Origin of the sequence: Eudoraea adriatica DSM 19308 (assembly GCF_000382125.1) — a bacterium.
In the GTDB taxonomy this organism is placed as follows: Bacteria; Bacteroidota; Bacteroidia; order Flavobacteriales; family Flavobacteriaceae; genus Eudoraea; species Eudoraea adriatica.
On record NZ_KB907547.1, the window covers coordinates 301,451 to 327,253 of the forward strand.

18 protein-coding genes are annotated in these 25,803 nt (G+C 39.8%); 8 read left to right on the forward strand and 10 right to left on the reverse strand.

Going from position 1 to position 25,803, the window contains the following annotated elements:
- Positions 1–5: 5 nt before the first annotated feature.
- A complete protein-coding gene (locus tag G504_RS0104955; protein ID WP_019669039.1) occupies positions 6–3,701 on the reverse strand; it encodes a metallophosphoesterase in 3,696 nt (1,231 codons plus the stop codon).
- Between the two features lie 297 nt (positions 3,702–3,998).
- On the opposite strand from G504_RS0104955, the gene G504_RS0104960 reads away from it, so the two are divergent.
- Positions 3,999–5,180 carry a Pycsar system effector family protein gene (locus G504_RS0104960; RefSeq protein ID WP_019669040.1) on the forward strand — a complete coding sequence of 394 codons (1,182 nt, stop codon included), beginning with the start codon at positions 3,999–4,001 and terminating at the stop codon, positions 5,178–5,180.
- A 22-nt stretch (positions 5,181–5,202) separates the two neighbouring features.
- Here G504_RS0104960 and G504_RS0104965 read toward each other — a convergent pair whose 3' ends face one another.
- Positions 5,203–7,563 carry a GAF domain-containing protein gene (locus tag G504_RS0104965; RefSeq protein WP_316928671.1) on the reverse strand — a complete coding sequence of 787 codons (2,361 nt, stop codon included), beginning with the start codon at positions 7,561–7,563 and terminating at the stop codon, positions 5,203–5,205.
- A gap of 124 nt (positions 7,564–7,687) precedes the next feature.
- Between G504_RS0104965 and G504_RS0104970 the strand changes: the two genes are divergently transcribed.
- Positions 7,688–8,590: a metallophosphoesterase family protein gene (locus tag G504_RS0104970; RefSeq protein WP_019669042.1), complete on the forward strand. Its 903-nt coding sequence runs from the start codon at positions 7,688–7,690 to the stop codon at positions 8,588–8,590.
- A gap of 62 nt (positions 8,591–8,652) precedes the next feature.
- On the opposite strand, the gene G504_RS0104975 is transcribed toward G504_RS0104970, so the two are convergent.
- The 4 genes from G504_RS0104975 to G504_RS0104990 all read right to left on the reverse strand — a co-directional run bounded on the left by G504_RS0104975 (position 8,653) and on the right by G504_RS0104990 (position 13,228).
- Positions 8,653–9,375 (reverse strand): energy transducer TonB, encoded by a 723-nt coding sequence (locus tag G504_RS0104975; protein WP_019669043.1) that lies wholly within the window; start codon positions 9,373–9,375, stop codon positions 8,653–8,655.
- Positions 9,376–9,575: 200 nt separating this feature from the next.
- A complete protein-coding gene (locus G504_RS0104980) occupies positions 9,576–11,162 on the reverse strand; it encodes a Gfo/Idh/MocA family protein (protein WP_019669044.1) in 1,587 nt (528 codons plus the stop codon).
- Positions 11,159–11,653, reverse strand: coding sequence for a hypothetical protein (locus tag G504_RS0104985; RefSeq protein WP_019669045.1), 495 nt, complete (start codon positions 11,651–11,653; stop codon positions 11,159–11,161). Before G504_RS0104985 ends, G504_RS0104980 begins: the two co-directional genes overlap by 4 nt.
- 315 nt (positions 11,654–11,968) lie before the next feature.
- Positions 11,969–13,228 carry an aminotransferase class V-fold PLP-dependent enzyme gene (locus G504_RS0104990; RefSeq protein ID WP_019669046.1) on the reverse strand — a complete coding sequence of 420 codons (1,260 nt, stop codon included), beginning with the start codon at positions 13,226–13,228 and terminating at the stop codon, positions 11,969–11,971.
- 157 nt (positions 13,229–13,385) lie between these two features.
- Here G504_RS0104990 and aqpZ point away from each other — a divergent pair, with 157 nt between their 5' ends.
- From aqpZ to G504_RS0105015, 5 genes are all read left to right on the forward strand, one after another.
- Positions 13,386–14,075 (forward strand): aquaporin Z, encoded by a 690-nt coding sequence (gene aqpZ / locus G504_RS0104995; protein WP_026348404.1) that lies wholly within the window; start codon positions 13,386–13,388, stop codon positions 14,073–14,075.
- 107 nt (positions 14,076–14,182) lie between these two features.
- On the forward strand, positions 14,183–15,499 hold the full coding sequence (locus G504_RS0105000; protein ID WP_019669048.1) for a gluconate:H+ symporter: 1,317 nt from the start codon (positions 14,183–14,185) through the stop codon (positions 15,497–15,499).
- An 11-nt stretch (positions 15,500–15,510) separates the two neighbouring features.
- Positions 15,511–15,975 (forward strand): RidA family protein, encoded by a 465-nt coding sequence (locus G504_RS0105005; RefSeq protein WP_026348405.1) that lies wholly within the window; start codon positions 15,511–15,513, stop codon positions 15,973–15,975.
- Positions 15,976–15,986: 11 nt separating this feature from the next.
- Positions 15,987–17,099, forward strand: a complete 1,113-nt coding sequence (locus tag G504_RS0105010) for a D-TA family PLP-dependent enzyme (RefSeq protein WP_019669050.1) — start codon at positions 15,987–15,989, stop codon at positions 17,097–17,099.
- 10 nt (positions 17,100–17,109) lie between these two features.
- Complete coding sequence (locus tag G504_RS0105015; RefSeq protein WP_026348406.1) at positions 17,110–18,177, forward strand: dipeptidase; 1,068 nt, start codon at positions 17,110–17,112, stop codon at positions 18,175–18,177.
- Positions 18,178–18,238: 61 nt separating this feature from the next.
- Here the strand turns inward: G504_RS0105015 and G504_RS0105020 are convergent, their stop codons facing one another.
- From G504_RS0105020 to G504_RS0105035, 4 genes are all read right to left on the reverse strand, one after another.
- Entirely contained in the window at positions 18,239–19,018 is a 780-nt protein-coding gene (locus G504_RS0105020) for a hypothetical protein (RefSeq protein ID WP_019669052.1), read from the reverse strand.
- Between the two features lie 133 nt (positions 19,019–19,151).
- Positions 19,152–19,529 (reverse strand): HEPN domain-containing protein, encoded by a 378-nt coding sequence (locus G504_RS0105025; RefSeq protein ID WP_019669053.1) that lies wholly within the window; start codon positions 19,527–19,529, stop codon positions 19,152–19,154.
- 69 nt (positions 19,530–19,598) lie between these two features.
- Entirely contained in the window at positions 19,599–23,129 is a 3,531-nt protein-coding gene (gene nifJ, locus G504_RS0105030; RefSeq protein ID WP_019669054.1) for a pyruvate:ferredoxin (flavodoxin) oxidoreductase, read from the reverse strand.
- A gap of 302 nt (positions 23,130–23,431) precedes the next feature.
- Entirely contained in the window at positions 23,432–23,782 is a 351-nt protein-coding gene (locus tag G504_RS0105035) for a 4Fe-4S binding protein (protein ID WP_019669055.1), read from the reverse strand.
- Between the two features lie 164 nt (positions 23,783–23,946).
- On the opposite strand from G504_RS0105035, the gene G504_RS0105040 reads away from it, so the two are divergent.
- Positions 23,947–25,803 carry a 2-oxoacid:acceptor oxidoreductase subunit alpha gene (locus G504_RS0105040; RefSeq protein ID WP_019669056.1) on the forward strand — a complete coding sequence of 619 codons (1,857 nt, stop codon included), beginning with the start codon at positions 23,947–23,949 and terminating at the stop codon, positions 25,801–25,803.

Below are 25,803 nucleotides of genomic sequence, written 5' to 3' on the forward strand. Positions count from 1 at the left end.
TCGAACTATAATCCCAAAATAAAACCAAAATAAAATCGCAGCCCATCGTCCGAACCAAAGAGCCCGAGGTTGGCAGTGACCAAATCTGTACCGTTTATGAAAAACCCGCCTCCATAGGAGGTATTCCAGGTATTTTTATTAAAGGAGGGATCCACAACGAGACTGTCATCTACCCAGATTCTGCCTATATCAAAACCGCCAAATACACCTACTTCAACCGGTACAAGACCTGTTTTATATCTTTTAAAATTAAAGCGCAGGTCCGAAGTCTGATAGAAGGAAGATTTTCCTGTAAAACGCTCGTTTCTATAACCACGCAAGCCGTCGTTACCACCAATACTCGCGGCCTGGTAAAACTCAAAATCATCGCCAAAAATAATATGGGCCTTAGATTTGGTAGCTAAAACCAATTGCCCATTTGGCGATATCTTATGCGCAAAACCGAGCGTTGGAATGAAATATCCAAAAGTATTAGAATCGTCAAGGTTTGTAGTAATTCCGGTTCTAAATTCTGCTACCATACCGAGAGTCGGAAATGCAGGGTTATCACTATTGGTATAACTATATACGGCTTCGGCTCCAAAAAAATTATTCCTCTCTTCCTGAGGGATAAAATCTGAAAATAAATTTATATACCTCCCCTGAGTCTCTTCCAACTCATAGGTCTTATAATTCACTCCTATACTAAATTCCCCATTATTTTCTCCATGCCAGACCAATCCTGCAAAACCTCCTAAGGTGCCCAGTTTAACACGATTGTAGTTAAGATTAAAATTATCTTCATCTTCAACATTCGGATTTAGTGTAGAATTCCCAAAACCAAAAAAGTTTATGCTGTAATTCGGGCTGGTTAAGACACCATTGACGGCCAGATTCCATTTACCCACCACATGAGCAAATTCTCCCTGATATCGTATATCAAATCCACCGGTAGAGGTGTATAAGGCAGCTGCTATCCTATTGGTGGATGTAAACGGGTTTCGCTCGAAGCCATATCTGGTATGCCCGGCAATTATCCCAAGCTTTAGTCCATCATCCGGGTTTATCCCAATTAAAGGGAGTACTGCATTAACATTGTATTTCGGTTTCCTGTAATTATAATTATTATTCTCATAATCATCCCTGATATGCTGTTTGCCCTTTTTTGTTACCAGCGTATTGGGCTTACTTTTAAAATCATAAATATGGGCCTTTTTCCCATTCAAGACCTCATAACTATCATTGTTGGAGCCGCCAATCATGCGCAATTTTATGGGATGATCTCCTTCCCCGGCAACATGAAAATAATCTTTATCGTCCAGGCCATACACCCAAATTTCCTTAGTGCTTTCGGTTTCATATATTTTTTCATGAAACACAGGGCCCTTTTCATCTTTCTTTATTCTATAGCCCGTAACTTTGGTTTGGCCATTTGGCATTCTTTCAATCTCAAACCAATCATCCTTATCCGTACCACGTACTACGGCATATCTGTTTACAACCTTAAAATAGGCATCGGAAATTTTTCGCAAATTCGAACGCCTGCCTTTTAACTTGCGCTTAATATCCTCCATATTCTCATCCTTTACTTCATCAGGCAACTTGTCAAATGCAGCTTCTATTACCTCATCTGTAATATGAGACGCTACATAAGCTGCCTGTTCATCCCAAACTGCTTTATCTGATTCCTGTATGACCGCAACATCAAGAACATATGGATTTAAATTGCTCCATTGTACATCTTTGATATCTTCTTCATATGAATTTAAAACCCGTGTAGGGGCTGCCAGCCGGGTGGCCAGCCCCAAAGCAAAACCGTCATTCATAATTGAAAATGCCTGATCCCTGTCTCTTGGAACAGGTTTATAAACAGTACCCCCATTTTCTTCAAATATGGCCCAACGCCATTGATCCTGATGCCGATCCCAATCTCCCAATAACATATCAAACAGCCGTGCTCTCACATAAGTGGTTTCATCTATTTTGTGATCTTCATTCTTCTTTACCTTTTCGAGCATATCCAGCGTACTAATCATTTCATTGGCATAGCCAAAACTGGCTTTGTCTCCGTGCCCGTCAGCCGTGCGTTCCTCAATGGCATAGAGTGCATCCCCAAATTCATCATTGAAGCGGCCAATAGCATTCTGCCTGGGTACATAATATAATTTAGGATTGGTATGGAATATCCCTGCGGCATCGGCAAGGTCTCCGATGATAAATTGTGTAAAAGGATGGTCTCCTGTAAATACATCCAAAACAAGTTCTTCCGTTTTTGTGCCCGCAAACTCACTTTTTACAAATTGGTCCTTAAAGCCGACAGCCTGAATATATAGCAGCGCATCTTTCCGCATTGCTCTCATAATATACTCCTGTCCTTCTTTGTTTTTTAAACGCAGGGAACTAGACTGGTGACCGCCTCCTTTTCTCACCGGACTAAGGCCTCCAAATAAGGTGTCCAGATTCACTGTGGGCACAGTGAGTTCAGTGCTATATAATTTACGATAGCGCTCTCCCCAAAGCCATTTAAAAGTTTTGCTTTTATTCGTTTCTTCCCTGGTATAAATTGACGCTGTTTTTTCTTGTGGAAAGTTATCCGTATAATCAGTTATTATTGGGCGATCCTCCGGCAGTACCTCAGTTTCAAATACTACTTTATTATCTTTTGTTGAGAAGAAGCTTACACGGGAAGAACCATCCTTGAAAACATCCAACCTGGCATAACCCGGAGATCCATAGGAAAATTTGCCGCCGCCAACATTTCGTGTGGGCGTAGTTTTAGAACCTGCACCACTGACTATTTGTGGTAAATTGGATTCAACCAAATATTGAAGGCTGTGTTCATGTCCGGAAACAAAAATTATTTTATCATTATCCTGAGACAGGGTAATTATTCGATCCCGGAATTCATCATATCTCTGGTATTGTATATCCGCAGGGGAAACGCCACCTGCCCGTCGGAGTACATTTTTTAAAGTACCCAGAATGGGGATTGGAGTCATATGCTGCTTTACTGAAAACTGTCCGCCATGAGGGCCATTGGTAAACAATGGGTGATGCAAGGCAATCACCGTAGTCTTACCTCTTGCCTTTTTGATAAGACTCTCATATTCGAGAAAAAAACGGTTACGGGTTCTAATTTCACAATTGTCATTTAATGTTGGAAACTTATCCCATTTGGTAAGGTACCATTCCGTATCCACAATAATTAACTCCACCTCATCATTGATTTCAACTTTTCGGATTGGGCAGCCATCCTCGGGAAGAAAAGTGTTTTTCCCAAGCTTATCCTCAATGTATTCTTCCTGCCTTTCCAGACCTTCCGGTCCTCCGCTATACCAATCGTGGTTTCCGGGAATAAAAATTGCCCTCCCGGCGAAATCCTTTACAACATCGGTTTGAACATTCAGCTGATGCTCAGCATATTGCCTGCCTTTTGCTCCTTTTTTCGGCAGGCCTTTTGGATAAATATTGTCTCCTAAAAATAGGGCTGTGCTATTCTTTGAGGCACGCATAAGTTCCTTTTCAAAGGACTGGAGTGCCTCAGATTTTGATCCTATTGGCGAATACCCGGCATCTCCGATTAAATAAAAAGAGTGTAAAATTTCTCCATCAGCTTTTTGGGCAATTGAGTTTTCGTCCTTGTATTGGGCCTTGTATGAAGCGCAGGAGGATAATAGTACAATACAAACTATTGCAGCCAATTCCTTATATATCCGTTTCATTGCTGTTGAAAGTTGCTTTTAAACTCAAATAAGTTGATACCAACATAAAATATTCGACAAAATACAAAGTTATAACTCAAATTTCCCTTGCTTTCCCAATTAATAATTTCTTATTTATAAATACCAAAGGTCACTTTAAAAGCAACTACTCATTTAGAAATTGCTTCAGTAGGTGAAAAATTATCCATGAAATACTAATTGTAATGCTATTCAGGTTGTGTCATTAATTGTTGCTACAAGTTATATACATTTGTGTAAATCATAGTGTTTGTAATTTTTGTTTTATAAATTTGAAACATGTCTGAAATTCTGGAAAAAACCGAAGCTTTTGTTGTTGATTTGTTGTCAACAGAATTAGATCCAAAATATCTTTATCATAATCTGAAACATACCCAAAGGGTAGTAAAAAACACACAGGAATTGCTGGATGCACATAAACTGGAGGATAAGAAAAAGGAGGTTCTTTTATTGGCAGCCTGGTTACATGATACAGGTTATACGAAGGGTCATGAGGAGCACGAAAGCAGTAGTTGTAAAATTGCAAAAAAATTTCTCGAAAAAGAAGGATATGATAAAGAGAGTATCAAACAGGTTCAGGATTGCATCATGGCAACTCAAATGGTCTATGAACCGAAAAACCTGAGCGAACAAATAATCCGGGATGCCGATGCCTCACATTTTGCCCAAAAAAGCTATATAGAAACCTGTGAACTTCTCCGGGAGGAACTTTCCCTGTTGGGCGTAGCTGAATATTCTTATAAAGATTGGATGGAGCAGAACATAAAGATGTTCAGAAAACAGCACCAGTTTTATACAGATTATGCCAAATCTAACTGGCAGGAGCGAAAAGACAAAAATCTAAGGGTCCTTGAGAAAGAGATTAAAAAGGAAAAAGAAATTGCAAAAAAAGAACGATTAAAGGCAAAATATAAGAGTGAAAGTCCGGATAGGGGCATTCAGACCCTATTCAGGGTAACCTTAAAAAACCACATAACACTTAGTGAAATTGCGGACACCAAAGCAAATATTTTGTTGTCTGTCAACGCAATTATTATTTCTGTAGTATTGTCTAACCTAATACCAAAACTGGATAACCCCTCCAATACCTATCTTATTTACCCTACCTTAATTTTTTTATTATTCACAGTTACTTCAATGGTTATGGCCGTTATCGCTACACGTCCAAATGTAGGCAGTGGCAAATTCAGCAAGGATGACGTAGCCAATAAAAAAGTGAACCTACTATTCTTTGGAAATTTTCATAAAATGAAGTTGAAAGAGTATGAGCTTGCCCTTCAGGAACTGGTTAAAGACAAAGATTATATTTATTCTTCGCTCACCAAAGACCTGTATTTTCTTGGGTTGGTACTTCACAGAAAATATAAGATCTTACGCTGGACCTATAGTATCTTTGTAATAGGTATTGTTGTTTCTGTCATAGCCTTTGCCCTTGCGTTTAAACATTTAGGCCAGGGTTAGCTTACTGATCTCACCGGTATTTCTAGGTTTTTAATTCCTCCATGAGATCCTCATAGGTAAAAGTTTGTTCGTCTTCTGCGTTCTTCTTATATAGAATCTCAGCTCTTATTGCCTTTAGCCCGGATACGCCCTGAAGACCTTCAAGGTCTACTATTTCAATGTTATTGGTAAAGTACCCTTTGGATTTCAGGAAAGATATATATCTCAGGTACTCCAGTTCATCTTTCTTTTGAGAGTAAACAATGGAAAGCTTTCCTTTTTGGGTTAGCCTTTCATTGGTGCCTTTGATATATGATTTATCAATACGCTTTTTTATTATTTCGTAACGGGCATTATAGGTGCCATCCACATCAAATCGTTTTTCATCCATTCTGAAGCGAATAGACAAGGGAGTGCTATAAACAAGAATAAGAGATGCAACATCCAGCTGAACATCTAATTCCGGCTTAAGGTTGTAGTACTTGTTTTCCATCTCGCACATCACCTGAAGTTGCCATAAGCGGAGATTTTTTAAATATAAGGGATCAAAATCTTTATCCTCGGCAATAGAGCTTCCAATGTAGATGTTGTGTTCAATCCCATCAGTCTTATAACGCTCATAATAGTGAGGAAACATCTGTTGTGCTGCCTCCTGATGTTTGTCAATTACGGATGCAAGTTTTTTATTAATCCGCATAACACTGTCATCATATTGTTTCCTGTGATCATAATATGAATGAGTTTCAGCATTGATGGTTTTTTCATATGCATCTATCAAATCAGACAATTCCTTATTTTGTTTTTTCAGATGATCAAATATGGGTAGCACATCAGCATTTACGAAATCAAATACGGTTTGCTCACTGTTAGAAAACAAAGTCTCTTTTATGTCATCAACATACTTGTCTATCCTATAAATCAACTCTTCATAAATTGGCAACTTTTCATTTTTCAATGCAGCATTCAATATTTCTCCAATATTGGATAATTGAATCATCAAATCTCGCTGAATGGCGGTATTTCGCGCCTGTGAAGAGGCTTTAATATCTATTTGACCATATAATGGATAGACATCTTTAAAGACAATTTCTTTAAATGAAGGCTGCCGGCCTTCCAGCCCGTCGATGATAAATTGTTTGGCTTCCTCTTCAAATCTCCAGTGAACAGAGGAGTGCACCGAAGTACATTCATTTTGAATGATGGCATCTATTAAGTTTTCCTCTTCTATTTTAGAGCGGACAACAGCAGCAACAATATAGGGCATTACATCATCCAGCTTTGTTGCGTTAACTCCGTTTAGCTGGTTTTTTACAGTGGATACAAGTTCCAGCACACCTAAAAGCTCTCCTTCATTGACTATGGGAGCAAAAATGGCACTTTTTATTCCTTGTTCATACAAGCTTCGGTAAGGCTCTGCCCCTTCAGTTATTTTATAGTATTTATCCACATCAGATATTGCAAAATAGCCTTTCTCCTTCACTATCTTATCATAGGATCCAACGCATAGGACATGATTACAAGCCTCATTATTCTTCTCTTTAAGGAGAAAGCTTTCTATTCCATTACCATAAACACGTTCCAGCTGATTATCTTTTGTGTTATAGGTGACAAAACCAATTTTTAATTCTTTAATCTTAAAGAAGGATCTGAAGGTCTCCTGCAGATCTGAAATAAAGGTTTCGCTACCTCGTTTATCACTCGAGATAAGATTTGTTTTAATTTCAGAAATAGTATGTTCCGCTGTAACATCAAACATATTTGAGATAACAAAGCCTTTGGAAATAAAGCTATTTGGAGGGATCATTTCCTTCCAGAGTCCAAGATCTTCCGGATTTTCTAAAAGTTTATCCACATCTGCCTGGCTCAGATCTTTAGCCAAAGCTGTTGGAAGAATATCCATAAAGTCTGCATTATATAAAATACGATAATGATGTATTATCCCTTTAGCATCCGGGATATCATAAAAATACGGCCTGCTATAATCAAGGTTGAATCCATAGTAAAATTTAAGGATTACCGTACTGGCCATAATATAGTCTATCCCCTCTTCCTGATCTCGTATAAAAGGTTTAAAATCCGTTCCGGCATTGTCTAAAATCTTTTGAAATCTTTTGGATTTATTAAATACGATATCAAAATAAGGCATAGAAGCAGCCTTAATTTCGTTTTCACTGAGCACTTCTGCAAAGGAATCCTGCAAAATTACCCGAATAATATCCTTATGTTTTTCAAGAAGCCGAACATCTGAAAAACCTTCCCTGAGTTCCGGATATGGTGCCTGAGTTTCCAAGACATACCTGGCCCTCGATGACAAAAAAGGGTCATCACTTTTGGCCATTATATCGTACTGCTGCAATAGCTTATCAAAGCTAATCAACATTTGTATCGGCATTTCTTTATTCATTGGTTCCATACTGCTATTTGTCTGCGGAGTGTCCATAAAATTACAAAACTATTCAATTTACTTTTGATATTGGATATTTTACGATGTTCCGGGCATTTTTTGGATATTTATACAAAATTCATATATGTCATCAGATAAAAGACTTAGCAACGCCTACAAACGAGCTAAAACCATAGCATTTGATGATTCCTCAAAGTTTATCCTTTTTAGTGATTGCCACAGAGGCGATAATAGTTTTGCTGATGAGTTTGCCAATAATCGGAATATCTATTATCATGCCTTAAAACACTATTTTAATAACGGGTTCCAATACTGTGAACTGGGAGATGGTGATGAACTCTGGGAAAATTTGAGTTTTGAACCAATTTTTGAAGCCCATAAGAATATTTATATGCTAATGAAACGCTTTCATGGGGAAAACAGGTTGCATATGATATTCGGCAATCATGATATGGTCTATAGAAATCCTGCCTATGTACAAAAACATCTCTTCACCTACTTTGAACCAAAAGAAGGAAAGGAAACTGGTTTATTAGATCAAATACAATTTCATGAGGCTATCCTCCTAAAGCACAGCAAGAATGGGCAAGAACTATTTTTAACTCATGGCCATCAGGCAGATTTTATGAATTATCATGGGTGGCGGTTTAATCGATTTTTAGTACGTGTTCTTTGGAAACCTCTGCAGGTTTGGGGAATTGCAGACCCAACCAGTCCGGCCCGAAATCATCGGGAATTAATCAAAGTAGAACGAAGAATAAAGAAATGGATCTTAAAAAACAAGCTATTAATAACCATAGCTGGACATACACACAGGCCCAGATTTCCGGAACCGGGCGATATTCCTTTTTTTAACGATGGAAGCTGTGTACACCCAAGAAGCATTACAGGTATTGAAATAGTACACGGTTCAATTTCACTTATTAAATGGCAAATAGCAACGAAGGAAGATGGTACCCTGCAGATTGTCAGGGTTTTACTCGAAGGACCTCAGCAGTTATCAGATTATAAACAAAATGAGGATTGATTCTTTCCAATACCGGGGTATTAGTCGAATCAATCCTCGGGAAATAGTCATGTTTCCTATTTCTATTGAATCATAAAGTTAATGGGTATGCTATAAGGAACTTTTACAGATTTTCCGCGTTGCATCCCGGGAGTCATACTGGGGAGTGAAGCAATTATTCGGTGTGCTTCTTTCTCCAATAGTTTATCCGGGCCTCTTGTTCTAATTCCTTCTACTACACCTTTTGAATTTATCATAAACTGAACAAATACTTTTCCTTTAATTCCGAGTTCAAGGGCACTCTCAGGATATGTAAATTCTTTAACAATATGTGCTTGTATCATCTTTTGGAAACATGCCTTTCTTTCATCGTTACCATTTGCACTTTCGCAACCAGGATAAATTGGAACGTTTTCTATGACTGCAAAGGGTACTATGATTTCTTCTTCTTCTTCTCCAACTTCAACGTCGTCAACATCCATTACTTGGTCAATAACGGTTTCCTGACTGGTTTCGGTGCTTTCAATAATAGTTTCTTCTATTTCCTCTGTATCTTCTACTACTTCAATTACTTCAGGAGCTGCAGGAGGTGGGGGTGGCGGAGGTGTATTTAATACTTCGGTCACCGGTACATCTTCTTTAAGGTCATCAACTGCCTGGGCAATTTCCAGAGTTATGGTGTCTTTGGGATATGATTTGTATTCCAAAGCGCGCCAGGTCAAAAATAGAACCACTGTAAGTCCAATAACGAAATACAGTCCACTATTTCTGTTTAAATCTACTTTTGGGTTTTTCTTGACTTGCATGACTATTTTAATTATGACATACTCAAATTTAAGTCATGTAAAATGTAGATTATATGATATTTATCAGGTTTAACTGATAATATCATAAACTAACCCGCATAAAAAATTAGACATAAAAAAAATAATCAGGGCCTTTTTAAGCCCTGATTACTTAAACTACAATATTGCAGAACTGCTTATAAAAGCCGCTGTCTCATCAATTAAAGGCTGGATAATAACACCTCGTCAAAATCAACTCCTTCAATAGACACAATGCGCTGTGCGGCGGCGTCCCAGTCTATTCTTCTTCCAAGCTTCACCGAAAGGCCCGCCATATGTGCAGATATTGCTTCATCAAAACCTTCATTTATTCCACAGCTAACTTTGCCTCCGTTTCGCGTGGCACTAAGCCATTCCCGTAAATGTAGAAATGTTGAATCAACTCTTGCTCCATTAATATAAGTCCACATAAGCCCTTTATCTGCAAAATATTGTGAGGTTGCAGAAGAAACGGCATCAGGTACACTGGCCCCGGGATTGTATGAATAAACCGGAACCGATGGTTTCATTTTTCCAGATTCAATCATTTCGGCATACTTAGTAGAACGGCTATCCGGCCAGACTGTAAGCCGGTTACCCAATTCCATCGTGGCATCATGCCCCATAAGAATAGTAGGCCTGCTAAATCCATTGCCCAGTGTTGCACTGTAAACAAAAGTCATCCCCTTTTCCTTGCCTTTTTCCTGGCTGCTTCCTGTGCTAAAATCCGGAAACTCCATATTTACCTGAAGTACATCAGGAACATTTCGCCCGTCATTGTGTGTATAAATTCCTCCGGAAGCGCTAACCGAATTCGGGATACCCATTTGTAAAACACAATTAAGACGATCATAATCGTGGGTCAATAAATCCCCGGAAAGGCCAGACCCGTATGTCCACCATTTTCTCCACCTGAAAAAGTGATTTTTATTAAAGGGTATTTTTGGTGCAGACCCTAAAAACAGATCCCAGTCTATGGTCTCCGGGGTCGCTTCATCTTCTATATGATAATTCCAGGCCCCATTGTCATCATTCCTGTTGGTATTGGTCTGAACAAGAGAAACATGGCCTAGCACGCCTTTAGAAACGATATCCTGAGCTGTTTGAAAACTCAAAGTTTGTCTGTGCTGGTGACCTACCATAAGTACTGCCTTAGACTTTTCAGCAGCTTCCTTTAGCCTGTAGGTTTCTTCCACCGTATGAGTCATTGGCTTTTCTACATAGGCATGTATCCCATTTTCCAATGCGTCTATGGCCATAGGAGCATGCCAATGATCTGGCGTGGCTATAATTACTGCATCTACTTTACCGCTTCGGATCATGTCTTCATGTGTCTTAAATCTGATCACCTTCGTGTCTTCTGTAGAAAAAGAATTAATTACTCTTTCTGCCCTTACATCATAGACGTCGCAAACTGCAGTAAGTTTTATATTCAGTTTATCCTGATTCTTAAAATCCTTTAAACGAGAGTGATTCGGATCCTCTTTCGCAGCTTGTTCCATTTCATCCAGCCATTCTTTGGTTGCAAATCCCATTGCCCTGCATAATTGTTCTCCCCGAATACCAAAACCAATTATTCCTACTCTTACCGGCTCACCGCTAATTTCCTTTACGGCAGAAGGCAATGAAGGCTGTATATTCAATTGTTCTAAAATGGCTGTGCGCTCCCTGTTTTTGGAAACAGCATTTGAGGCACCTGCCCACCAAACAGCTCCAAGAATCGGGATTCCACCTAAGCCTTTAATTACATCTCTTCTTGTCCATTTCATAAGGTTTCAGTTTTAGTTTGTTCTTTGTTTTTATTAAATAGGTTTGATATGCCAAAATATTGTCCGGTAGGAAATTGATAAATAACCATGCAAGCAACAAGCTCAATTAAATTTTTATTGATAAACCAGTAACTTCCCTCCACATTAACTTGCTGCAGCCATGGAAAAGGAGGATGGGCCAAATAATACAGGGCAAGAAGCAATATCCCCACCAAAGCACCTTTTTTCTCAAATATGCCTAACAAAAAGGTGATTCCTACAAACATAAGTGCCAACCAATTAAGGGTATCTGCCCATCCAATGAATGGCTCTTTGGCAATTGCCAAAAATAAGGGCTCCAGAGGGCCTTGTGCCGTCGCCAGATAGCCAAATGAGGTCCAGTCCGGATTATAAAGCTTTATAACACCTTCGTACAAAAAGTGCCAGCCAATAAGTACTCGCAATAAAACAATAGTATGTTTTAATTGCCATTTGCTTTTAGTTTCAGTCATATTGTTTAGTTATAGTTGTTAATTAATTATTTCTTCAGGACAGATTTCAATTTTGGTTTTCAGATCGTGAGCCACACAATAAAAAGCTTTTGTCTCTATGCATTACTATATATTTCATGCATATAGAATTTAGAAAATTACTTTAATCAATAATTATAAAAAACTTGTGCGCAGCACAATAAACCCTGACTCAATGATTAGGATAAAACTGATCAAAACTAGATTCACAGCCCTATCTTTCCTATGACATTTATCAGTTTATTTCTATTTATCAGATTAACATTAGTAATCAGACCGAACAGATTTTAACTAACCTTATATTCTTGATGCCAATATGCTTACCGCGTCCACAAATGTATCCAGTTCTTTTGTAGTTGTGTACACATTAGGGGTAATCCTACATCCATGCACATTGGCATAATCTACAGCTACCGTAAATATATGAAATTCATCAAAAAGAGTATTAGCCAACTCAGCAGGAGCCATTTTTTCAATTCCCACATTGGCAATACCACAACTTCTATAATCCTCAACGGGCGTATTTACTCTGACATTTTTTACATTTCTTAATTTTTCGGACCAATATCGCTGCAAGAACCTTAATCTTTTCTCTTTCCGCTCCAGATCAATAATTTCCAGATAATCTATGGCATTGTCAATAGCAAGATCTGTATGAACCGGATGGGTTCCTGTATGATTCAGCCTTGTGATATCATTTGGCTCGCGATCATGTTCTGCCATAAGCGGCCAAATTTTTGATATTTTATCCCTGGCAACATAAAGCATCCCGGCTCCCAGAGGAGTGCTTAACCATTTGTGAAGACTTGAAGCGTAATAATCGCAGTTCAGATCATCTATCTTAACCTGAATATGGCCAATACAATGTGCTCCGTCAACCATTACCTCTACACCTTGTTTATGTGCCATATCACAGATCTTCCGAACAGGCAATATTTGCCCTGTAATGTTGATCATATGGCACACCATAATTAATTTGGTTTTAGGAGTAATCTGGTCCTCGTAAAGTGCTACAAGTTCTTCATCCGAAACCGGGTGGTTAGGTATTGAAATTATCTTATTGACAACTCCGTAGCGTTTGGCAACCAGTCCAAAATGGTCTTGCATGGATCCGTAATCCTGCTCTGAAAAAATTGCCTCATCATCCTTTTTCCATGGATAACCCCCAATTATCATGTCCAATGATTCTGTAGTATTTCGGGTAATTATCAATTGATCTGATGAACAGCCAACCATACCGGCCAAACGTTTGGTAACAAGGCTCTTATTTTCCCACTGAACAGTTCTCATATAGTAAGAGCCTTCGTAGTTAACTCTTTTAATATGTTCCAGATACCTGTTCATTATTGGCTGAGGCGTTATATTATAGTATCCGTTTTCCAGGTTAATATATTCGGGTTTTAACAAATAATCTTTTCGGATATTCTTCCAGAACTCCTCATCGCTATTCCCATAATCCCTGTGAATTTCGTTCTCCCTGGCATCCAGGCTATAGGGGAGAAAAGGCGTAATTGCCGCCATCTTCCCAAAACTTTTAAGAAATGACCTTTTATCCATACTATAATATTTTACACAAGATAGCAAAAGGAATTCAATGTATATAAACTATAATCCTGTAGCATTATTCATCTTTATATACACCGTTACTTAAATGAAGACTTTGGCAAAAATGTTTATCTTGTATAAACTTTTTAATAACCAACAAAACATAAAAATGAAAAAATTATTAGCAGAATTTATCGGCACCCTATGGCTGGTGCTGGGTGGCTGCGGGAGTGCTGTCCTGGCCGCCGCCTATCCGGAACTTGGAATTGGTTTCGCGGGAGTTTCACTGGCCTTTGGGCTTACAGTATTGACAATGGTTTACGCCATAGGGCATATTTCGGGATGCCATCTCAATCCCGCAGTATCTATTGGGTTATGGATAGGCGGGCGTTTTGAGAGCAAAGAATTGGTGCCTTACATTATTGCCCAGGTATTGGGGGGCATTGCTGGAGCCGGGATATTGTATCTCATTGCCACCGGTAAAGCCGGATTTGAAATTGGGGGATTTGCCAGCAATGGTTATGGGGAACATTCCCCGGGAGGTTATAGCATGTTAGCTGCCCTTATTACAGAAGTGGTTATGACTTTTATGTTCCTCTTCATTATTCTTGGAGCTACTCATTCCAAAGCTCCAAAAGGAATGGCAGGTATTGCCATTGGACTAGGGCTTACACTGATACACCTTATTAGCATCCCGGTTACAAATACTTCAGTGAATCCGGCAAGAAGTACCAGCCAGGCCTTATTTGCAGGCGACTGGGCTATTGGCCAGTTGTGGCTTTTTTGGGTAGCACCCATAGTTGGTGCCATTTTAGCAGGCCTGATATACAAATATATTTCGCCGGAAACCAAAAGTTAAAACATACAGGGGCCAAAAAGGCCCCTTATTTTTGTTTTCGCTTAACGCATCAAATTCCTTTTTGAAATAGTATATTTAGATTTCAAAGATCAGAACCAACTACTCATATGCCTCTTCTTATAGTAATTCTAGGGATCATACTTCTCTTTATCCTGATTGTAAAATTTAAGCTCAACGCATTTATAACCTTCATAATCGTCTCGTTATTTGTTGGCATTGCAGAAGGTATGAAACTGGAAAGTGTCATTGAATCTATTCAGAATGGAATAGGCAATACCCTTGGTTTTCTTATAATGATCTTAGGCTTTGGTGCAATGCTTGGAAAATTAGTAGCCGATAGCGGAGCAGCGCAACGCATAACTTCAAAGCTGGTAAGTAAGTTTGGTTTAAAATACATTCAATGGGCTGTAGTACTAACAGGGTTTATTGTAGGTATTCCAATGTTTTATTCGGTAGGTTTTGTTATTCTAATACCCCTTGTTTTTACTGTGGCTGCGGCCACGGGACTTCCTTTGCTTTATGTTGGCCTACCCATGTTGGCTTCATTATCGGTAACGCATGGTTACCTCCCTCCGCATCCTGCTCCAACTGCCATTACCGTGATGTTTAACGCAGACCTAGGAAAAACCCTGGTTTATGGTATAATAGTGGCAATTCCTGCTATAATTGTTGCAGGCCCCTTATTTTCACGAACAATTAAAAATATCAAGGCTACACCATTGAAGGAATTTATTAATCCGAGAATACTCGAAGATCATGAAATGCCCGGTTTGGGAATAAGCATCTTCACAGCATTATTACCTATAATTCTTATTGCTTCCGCTACCCTGGCCGACCTATTTTTACCGGAAGATTTTTATTTTAATCCAATTATATATTTTCTTGGCAACCCTGTAATAGCCATGCTTATTGCTGTATTAGTTGCCATCTATACACTGGGGCTGGCGCGTGGCAAGAAAATGCCTGAAATCATGGGCTCTGTAAGCAGTTCAATTTCAGGAATTACAATGGTATTGCTCATAATAGCAGGCGCAGGTGCCTTGAAACAGGTTTTAGTAGATAGTGGTGTAAGTGATTATATTGCTGGTATGCTCCGGGGGTCAACAATTTCTCCTTTATTATTGGCATGGTTCATAGCTACCATCATTAGGGTTTGTGTGGGATCTGCCACAGTAGCCGGCTTAACAGCTGCAGGAATAGTATTACCGATGGTTTCAAACCCCGGTGTAAATGCAGAACTAATGGTCCTCGCAATTGGATCTGGAAGTTTAATGTTATCTCATGTTAACGATGGGGGTTTCTGGTTGTTTAAGGAATATTTTAACCTGTCTGTCAGAGATACTCTCAGAACCTGGACCGTTATGGAAACCACTGTTGGCGTTATGGGACTTATTGGTGTATTAATCTTAAACACATTTATATAAAAAACATGGATATGAACAATTTACCTTCACAACGAATAGAAACTTTGGGATTAAAATTACCTCCCCCTCCTCCGCCAGCAGGACTGTATAAACCAGTCCTTGTAATAGACAATTTTCTTTATGTATCAGGACAGGGTCCTATGCAATCTGATGGAACATTAATGACAGGCAGGGTTGGAGAAGATCTTAACCTCGGCCAGGGTAAACTGGCGGCCGAGCAAGTAGGCTTGACAATGCTCTCTACAATACAAACTCATTTTGGAGATATAGACCGCATTAAGCGGGTAGTGAAGGTACTGGGTATGGTAAATTCTACTCCAGATTTTGGGCAACACCCTTTAGTTATTAATGGTTTTAGCGAGTTGATGGCGGATGTCTTTGGAAATGAAAATGGTGTTGGCGTGAGAAGTGCTGTGGGTATGATGCTGCCCGGAAACATCCCTGTTGAAATTGAAGCTATGTTTCAACTGCATTAATCAGTTACAAAATGGCAGACAAAAATTGGTACGAAATTGATACTCCGGAAGAAATTGTTTCTCCCTCATTGTTGGTATACCCAGATAGAATTGAAGAAAACATCAGATTAATGATTAAAATCATTGGGGATGTCAACAGGCTACGCCCGCATATAAAAACCCATAAGACCGCAGAGATAATTGAGATGCAAATGGAGCATGGTATTCAAAAATTTAAATGCGCTACCATTGCAGAAGCAGAACTCCTGGCTAAATGTGGCGCCCGGGATATACTGCTGGCCATGCAACCCGTTGGGGCCAATTTAAACAGGTTTTTTAAACTTATGGCCACCTATCCCAATTCACAATTTTCTAGTATTGTGGACAATAAACATTCTATTGACCTTATATCCAATATCGCTGCCTCCAAGAATACAACCGTACGATTATTCCTGGACCTCAACACCGGCATGAACAGAACTGGAATAGAGCCTAATGACACCGCAGTGGAATTATTTACCAGGATTGCTCAAAATCCTGATTTGATTCCGTGCGGACTCCATGCCTATGACGGTCATATAAGGGATACAGATATAGTTCGGAGAAAAAAAGCTTGCGATGCAGCCTTTAAGTTAGTTACAAACCTTAAACATAAAATAGAAGCTTCAGGAGTGGAAGTGAAAACATTAGTTATGGGCGGATCGCCTTCATTTCCAATACATGCCAAAAGGGAAAATGTAGAGACCAGTCCGGGAACTACATTGCTTTGGGATGAAAGATATGGAACTTCATTTAGTGATATGCCATTTTTGCCGGCAGCTGTATTGCTAACCCGAATTATCAGCAAACCAAAAGAAGGAATTGTCTGTTTGGATTTGGGGCATAAAGCTATAGCTCCTGAAATGGATTTTCCTAGGGTTAAGATCTTTGGATTGGAAGATGCGGAACAAATTGGGCAAAGCGAAGAACATCTGGTGCTTCGTTATGCTAAAAGTGAAAACCTGAAAATTGGTGATGTCTTTTATGCCATTCCTATGCATATTTGCCCTACAGTGGCTAAATATTCTAAAGTACTGACTGTTGAGAAAGGTAAGATCAGCGGGGCATGGAAAATTGCCGCAAGAGATCATCAAATGCAAATCTAAAAAAATACCTATGTTTATTTTTGATGCACATCTGGATTTAGCAATGAATGCTATGGAATGGAACCGGGACCTGCGCTGGTCTGTTGAGGATATTCGGGCGAATGAGAACGGATTGACAGATAAACCAGACAGGGGTAAAAATACAGTTTCCCTTAACGCAATGCGAAAAGGCAATGTTGGGCTTTGCATGGCCACTCAAATCGCAAGATATGTAAAAAGAGGGAATCAGCTTCCCGGATGGAATTCTCCGCAACAGGCATGGGCACAAACTCAGGGCCAGCTTGCCTGGTACAGGACAATGGAAGCCCTTGGAGAAATGTATCAGATTACCAACCTTCAGGAATTAGACAAACACCTGGAACTTTGGAGTTCCTCCGTTAAGGAAAAAAAACCCATTGGATATATTTTAAGCCTTGAGGGAGCCGATTCTATAATTACTATAGCACATCTGGAAAAAACCTATGAGCAGGGGCTTCGCGCCATTGGACCGGCGCATTATGGTCCCGGAACCTATGCACATGGCACAAATTCTATTGGGGGCATTGGCTATAAAGGTAAGGAGCTCTTGAAAGAGATAGCGCGACTAAATATTATTCTTGATACTACCCATTTATGCGATCAGAGCTTCTGGGAAACAATGAATGCCTACCAGGGCCCACTATGGGCCAGTCATAATAACTGCAGGGCTCTTGTAGACCATACAAGGCAATTCACTGATGAACAGTTTGTTGAATTATTTAAAAGAGATGCCGTAATTGGTGTTGCCCTGGATGCATGGATGATGGTTCCGGGCTGGGTGCGTGGTAAATCTACCCCTGAGGCCATGGGGGTAACCCTGGAAACGATGGCAGATCATATAGACCATATCTGCCAATTGGCAGGAGACGCTTTGCATGTGGGAATCGGCACAGATCTCGATGGTGGATTTGGAAGGGAACAAAGCCCGTCTGATTTAGATACTATTGCCGATCTTCAAAAACTGCCGGGCTTACTCAAAAGCAGAGGTTATACTGCCGGAGATATTGAAAATATAATGCACGAGAATTTTATTCGATTTCTAAGAAATATTTGGGTCTAATTAAAAAAATCCTCCCGAAAGTATGGGAGGATTTGAATCAATTAATGTTTAATTTATTTGTTTACCGCACTTTTCTTATCAAAGTGGCGTGAGTCAGTGACTTAAGATCCCGAATGTTGGCTATATCCTGCATGGCTTTTTGCTGTGCCGCAGTTAATGGCGTATTATTGCCTCCGTTAAAGAACTGATCATAACCTGTGTACATATCAAACACAATATGGGTTGCATAGGCATCAGTTGCATAACCAAGCATATTCCTCAACATGCCCCAGCTTGCCCGGCCACCTGATTCTACATCCTTTTGGTGCATTGGTTTAAAGACTTCGGATTCCATTTTCTCATAGGCTGCTGATTGCCCCGGTTTTGCCTTCATAAAGTTGATAACAGCCAATGTCCCGATAGGCATATCAAAATCATCTTTGGTTATATCAATTTGCCGGAGAAATACCCTATGTGTGAGATCCCGGCTTTTTGCGGTCATCGCCATTTTTTCGTTACTTTCTGCCTCCGTTAAATTTGGATAAGCACCTGTCCAGGCCTTATTGAAATCGCCGCCTTCCATCATCTTCACGGGGTCATTGTACAGACTTACTGTCATAAACTGAGAGCCCTGCTCCTGTCCGCTTGGCTCAAGGCGCCAAAGATCCCAACCAATGCAATCTCCATTTTTAACTCTTTGCACATGAACTTTTTCCCAAAATTCTTCCGTATCTTCGTAATTAGCCCACTGGCCTTCATCTACGTGCATAAACTCAAAAATTAGGAAAAGTGGTTTTTCATCCTGCCCGAAGGCAATGGTAGTGAAAAAAGCCAATACCAAAATCGTAATTAATTTTTTCATCTTAATTGAATATTAAAGGTTTATATATCCAAATAAAGAAGAATTTGAGGTATAACCAAGGGCAATAGGACGAACATACCTAAAATTTGTCCCAAGCATGCCTTCTATTTATCAAAAGCAGTAAAAAAGACTTTTATTTAATGATTTTTTCTTCCCTTAAAAAGGTATCCAGGCTATCTGCAATGTCATAACATCTGCTCACATTGGTTACACCATTGCAAAATCTTGAATCTAATTGATGTGCTTCGCATTCAAAGCCAGATAAATTTACTTTTTCAAAATTTCTATTCACGGCTTTGCATTGTTCATACAGAGAATCAACAGATGCACTTGCCTCCGGCTCGATACCATTTTCAATCAAAAAGCCCTTTAGGTAATTCTCTATCGCAATATGAGAGTTCTGACAAACCATAAAAGAAACAACATCTTCCGCAGGTCTGCACAATTCATCATTGGCTTCTTTCAGTTTTTGAATAGCGGTTTCATAAAGTCTTTTTGCCTTATCTTCCATAGCTAATATTGATTTAAAGTTAGCTTTATTAAAAACCTTTTATCTAATCCTGAATTCTGAAAAACAGAATTACATATTTCTAAAAAGTTCCAGTCGTTCCCATCTTGTTTCTACTTCCTCCTGAGCTTGTTTTAAGAGTTTCTCGCCTAATGCCGCGTCTTCTTTTACAACCCTGGTAAAACGGGTTTCGTTATACATAAAATCACTTAACGGCTTAGTAGGTTCCTTAGAATCTAATTTGAATTTTTTTCCCTTAGGCTTAGAAGGATCAAATCTGAACAGAGGCCAATAGCCCGTTTCAACGGCTTTTTGTTGTTGCGTAGCCCCATCTTTTAAATCATATCCATGTTCACCACAGTGCGAATATGCAACAATTAGAGATGGCCCTGGATATGCTGCGGCTTCTTCAATAGCTTTAAGGGTTTGAAGGTCCTTTGCCCCCATTGCCACCTGAGCTACATATACATTCTCATAGGATATAGCCTGTAGTGCCAGACTTTTTTTGCCGGTTCGCTTTCCGGATACGGAAAACTTAGCACTAGCGCCTAATGGCGTTGCTTTAGAGGTCTGACCTCCTGTATTGGAATATACTTCAGTATCCAGTACCATAATATTCACATCTTCGCCCGAAGCCAAAACATGATCAACCCCTCCATAGCCAATATCATAGGCCCAGCCATCACCACCAAGAATCCAGACTCCCTTCTTGCGCAGGTACTCTGTAAGCTGACTTAATTTTTTAGCTTCGGGATTGTCTTTTACTCCGGCCAATATTTCCTTAAGTTTGTCGATATCATCAAATTTCCGGCTTCGCTGTTCTTCTGTTTCTTCCGGATTGGCAAGAATAGTTTCAGTTAATTCTTCCCCAACCACATTTTTAAGCTGTTCTAGAAGGTTAACTGCAATTTCCTGTTTCTTGGTTAAAGCAAGCTTCATTCCAAATCCAAATTCCGCATTGTCTTCAAACAGTGAATTTGCCCAGGCAGGACCTCTTCCATCTTTGTTGGTTTTATATGGTGTTGTTGGCAAATTACCCCCATATATTGAGGAACAACCTGTTGCATTGGCAATGATTATGCTATCGCCATATAACTGGGTAAGCATTTTAATATATGGCGTTTCACCACAACCGGAACAAGCTCCTGAAAATTCGAATAACGGCTCTAAAAACTGGGAGCCTTTGACATTGGTTATTTGTAGGGCAGATCTGTCATAGTCGGGAAGGTTGATGAAATAATCCCAGTTTACATTTTCCACAGCGTCAAAATCGAGTTTCTTCCGCATGTTAATGGCTTTAAAATTCTCGATTTCCTTGCTTTCGGCAGGACAAACGGCAACACAAAGGTCGCAGCCCGTGCAATCTTCAGGGGAAACCTGTAAAACGTACGATTCCGTTTCTGCTGAAAATGGCCTTCCTTTGGCAGGAATTGATTTTAAGCTACCCGGAGCATCTGCCATAACTTCATTCGGAACAACTTTAGCTCTGATTGCAGCATGCGGACAGATAGCTACACATTTATTACATTGTGTACAAAGTACTTCATCATCCCAAATGGGGATGAAGTTAGCGATCCCGCTTTTCTCATATTGGGTAGTACCGGTAGGGAAGGTACCATCAACCGGAAATGCACTAACGGGCAATTCATCTCCATGCCCTCCCAGTATTTTCTCAAGTACCTCCTTGACAAAGCCATCGGGGGCGTCGGTCATTGCGGAAAGCAATCCTCTCTCGCTGCTCACATTTTTCGGATAATCTACCTGATATAAATTCTCAAGTGATTTGTCAACAGCATTAAAATTCATCTCTACTACCGCATCCCCTTTGTGAGCATAGGATTTAACTATAGCATCCTTAATTTTCTGAATGGCCTCATCTTTAGGAAGGATCCCTGATATTGCAAAGAAGCAGGTTTGCAAAACAGTATTAGTCCTTTTACCAAGATTGGCTTCATGGGCCACTTTTGTAGCATCCACCACATAAAATTTGGCCTCCTTTTCGATAATACCTTCCTGCATTTTTTTAGGCAGTTTGTCCCAAATTTCCTCTTTCGAAAACGGAGAATTTAAAAGGAATGTGCCACCTTGTTTTAAATCGGCAATCATGTCATACCTTTCAATGAAATTGAATTGATGACTGGCTATAAAATCCGCTTTGTCAATTAAGTAGGAAGAGTAAATTGGTTCGGGGCCAAAACGCAAATGCGAAATGGTTTGCGCACCGGCCTTTTTGGAGTCGTATACAAAATATCCCTGAACATAGTTTTCTGTCGTATCTCCTATTATTTTGATGGAGTTTTTATTTGCTCCGACAGTACCATCAGATCCGAGACCATAGAACATGCAATTTATGGTTGTCCTTTTTACTTTAAAAGCAGGGTCAGATTCCAGGCTGGTATGAGAAATATCGTCATTTATTCCTACTGTAAAATGATTTTTCGGTTTCTCTTTGGCCAGCTCATCGAATACTCCTTTTACCATTTGAGGTGTAAATTCTTTAGAAGACAAACCGTACCGGCCTCCTATAACATCTATATTTCTGTGGCTCTCTACAAGGGCGGTAATTACATCCTGATACAATGGTTCGCCCGTGCTTCCCGGTTCTTTAGTTCTGTCCAAAACGGCAATTTTTTTGACGGATGCCGGAAGGCTTTGGATAAAATGAGAAACAGAAAATGGCCTGTATAATCGGACAAATACCACCCCAACTTTCTCATCCTTATTTGCCATGGCTTCTACGGCTTCGCGCACTGCCCCCTGGCCAGATCCCATAATTACCACAACCCGCTCTGCCTCGGGATGACCTAAATAATAAAATAAGCTGTATCTTCTCCCTGTATGTTTGTAAAAATCATCCATAACTTCCTGTACAATTCCCGGAACCTTTTCATAATATGGATTTGATGCCTCTCTGGCCTGGAAGAAAACATCAGGGTTTTGAGATGTCCCCCTGATAACCGGATGATCCGGATCTAAGGATCTTTTTTTATGTTCCATGATTTTATCATCGGGCATCATAGCTTTAATGACGTCATCAGGAATTGCATCAATCTTGGAAATTTCATGGGAAGTCCTGAATCCGTCAAATATATTTAAGAAAGGAACCCTTGAGTGTAAGGCGGCTACCTGTGAAATTAATGCAAAGTCCATTGCTTCCTGGACAGACCCGCCAAACAGCATGGAAAAACCGGTTTGTCTTGTAGCCATTACATCCGAGTGATCTCCAAAAATAGACAGCGCATGAGTCGCTACGGTTCTGGCAGCAACATGTATGACAGAAGGCAACAATTCCCCTGCAATTTTATACATGTTAGGGATCATTAATAGCAATCCCTGAGAGGCTGTAAATGTAGTAGTCAATGCACCTGCCTGGAGAGATCCATGAACGGCTCCGGAAGCGCCTCCTTCACTTTGCATTTCAACAATGCGGGGTACATTTCCCCAAATATTTTTTTGCCCTTTAGAACTAAATACGTCTACATGCTCCCCCATTGGCGAAGCGGGGGTGATGGGATAGATTGCACATACTTCATTCGTTTTGTGAGCAACTCGTGCAACCGCCTCGTTCGCATCGCAAATTAATTTCGGAAAATTTTTCTTCATGACTATTTTATGATTAGAGAAACTGGCAGTTTATAAATATTAAGGTCTATTTAAAGATTTCTTATTCCAGGAACTGCAAGTGTAAAAGTTTTAAATTTTGATAAATTTAGAGCCATTACTGCAGTCATACTATGACAAATGTCAGGTATTTATGTCCCGGATGAAGCAGAGAACAGAACGTAATTCCTGAATAGAAAAAGGCAGGAGCTATTTAAAATAATTTATAAAAAACCTTCTGAATAAAAACGCCCGATTGACATTCAATCGGGCGCATCTTTGTAGTCTTTTTAGTAGTTCTGAGTTTATTCGCCGTGCATCCAGACTTTTTTTGCCAATAATTCTTCCTCAGTTTCAACGTGGTCCTCATCAGGCACACAACAGTCTACCGGACAGACAGAAGCGCATTGAGGTTCATCATGAAAACCTTTACACTCTGTACATTTATCGGTAACTATAAAATAGAATTCATCAGAAACCGGTTCATTTTCAGCATCGGCATCAACTTCAATTCCTGCCGGAGTTGTTACCATACCACTTAAAGAGGTCTCATCTGAATATGACCACTCCTGATCCGGTTCATATATTGCATTATTCGGGCATTCTGAAACGCAAGCATCACAGTTAATGCATTCATCTGTTATGATAATAGCCATAATTATATGTTTTTGAAATAATTGTGCGTAAATTTAATGTACTACAAATATCTGTCTAATGATAAAAGTCATATTTCTTTATAAACCTCCAATTTATATTTGGCTCCAATATTTTTATCAAACGACATTTAATATAAAAATAAGTAAAAAATAAACACATATCCATGATTGCTACAAAAACAAAACAACCTAAAGAAACACTGGAAGCGGTGATAGTAAGATTTGTAGGTGATTCGGGCGATGGTATGCAATTAACCGGAACACAGTTTTCTGACACTTCTGCAATGTTTGGTAATGATATAGCCACATTTCCTAATTACCCTGCAGAAATCAGGGCCCCGCAAGGTAGCCTTTATGGCGTGTCGGGTTTCCAGGTACATATTGGCAGCGTTGAAGTAAGTACCCCTGGTGAAAATGTAGACCTTTTGGTTGCCATGAATCCAGCCGGTCTCAAAACTAACCTGCATGCCCTTAAACCGGGCCACACGGTAATTGTGGATACCGATGCTTTCACCAAAAAGAATTTGGAAAAAGCCCAATATGAGTCTAACCCTTTGGAAGATGGTAGTTTGGAGAATTATCACGTAATAGAGGTAAGCATGACATCCCTTACAAAAGAAGCACTCAAAGATGTTGAGGGATTAGATAATAAAAGTATAACCAGAAGCAAAAATATGTTTGCGCTGGGAATGGTATATTGGATGTATAACAGGTCTACGGAGCATACGATAGATTTTTTCAATAAAAAATTTAAGTCAAAACCAGAATTAATTGAAGCAAACACAAAGGTTTTAAATGCTGGTTTTTTCTTTGCAGAAACCCTGGAGTTGATTCCTAATTCTTATACCGTTGCCCCTGCCAAAATGCCTGCGGGCACCTACAGAATAGTCATGGGTAATACCGCCACTGCCTGGGGGTTTTTAGCCGCTGCGGAAAAATCAGGTCTGGAACTATTTTTGGGTTCATATCCCATTACCCCGGCCTCAGATATTCTCCATGAACTGGTTAAACACAAACATTTTGGCGTTAAAGCTTTACAGGCCGAGGATGAAATAGCCGGTATCACCTCTGCAATTGGCGCAGCCTTTGCCGGTGATTTAGCCATCACTACCACTTCAGGACCGGGTTTGGCTTTAAAGGGAGAAGCCCTGGGCCTCGCAATGATACTGGAATTGCCATTGGTTGTTGTTGATGTTCAAAGGGGTGGGCCATCTACAGGTCTGCCTACTAAAACAGAACAGTCAGATTTACTTCAGGCGCTATATGGCAGAAATGGTGAAAGCCCCGTGATTATTATCGCTGCCAGTACCCCGGCCAATTGCTTTAATTATGCCTATGAAGCAGCAAAACTGGCAATAGAACATATGACCCCGGTTATATTGCTCACAGACGGTTATATCGCCAATGGATCTGCACCATGGAAAATAAAAACCGTATCCGAAATGCCCGATATAAAACCCAGGATAATAAAAAAAGCCGCCGATACATGGAATCCATATGACCGGGATGAAGCAACCCTGGCACGGGACTGGGCTATTCCCGGAACATTTGGATTGGAACATAGAGTGGGGGGTCTTGAAAAAGATAAAGTGACCGGTCAGGTATCCTATGTTCCTGAAAATCATGAGTATATGACCAACATTCGTGCTAAAAAGGTGAAACTGGTTGAAAATTATATTCCGGAACTTAAAACCGAATTTACCGACGAAGGTGATTTACTAGTAATAGGATGGGGTGGCACCTATGGCTCCCTTTATTCTTCCGTAAAAGAAATCAGGCATGATGGCTATTCATCTATTGGTCTCGCGCATTTTAATTATATTAATCCTTTGCCAAAGAATACAGGGGAAGTCCTAAAAAGATTTAAGCGAATCATAGTTTGTGAACTAAATACAGGACAGTTTGCCTCAGTATTAAGAGCAAATTTTCATGGCATTGAATTTTTGCAGTACAACAAAGTTCAGGGATTACCTTTTGGCAATTCAGAACTAATAGAGGAATTTAAAAAAATAATGAAATAG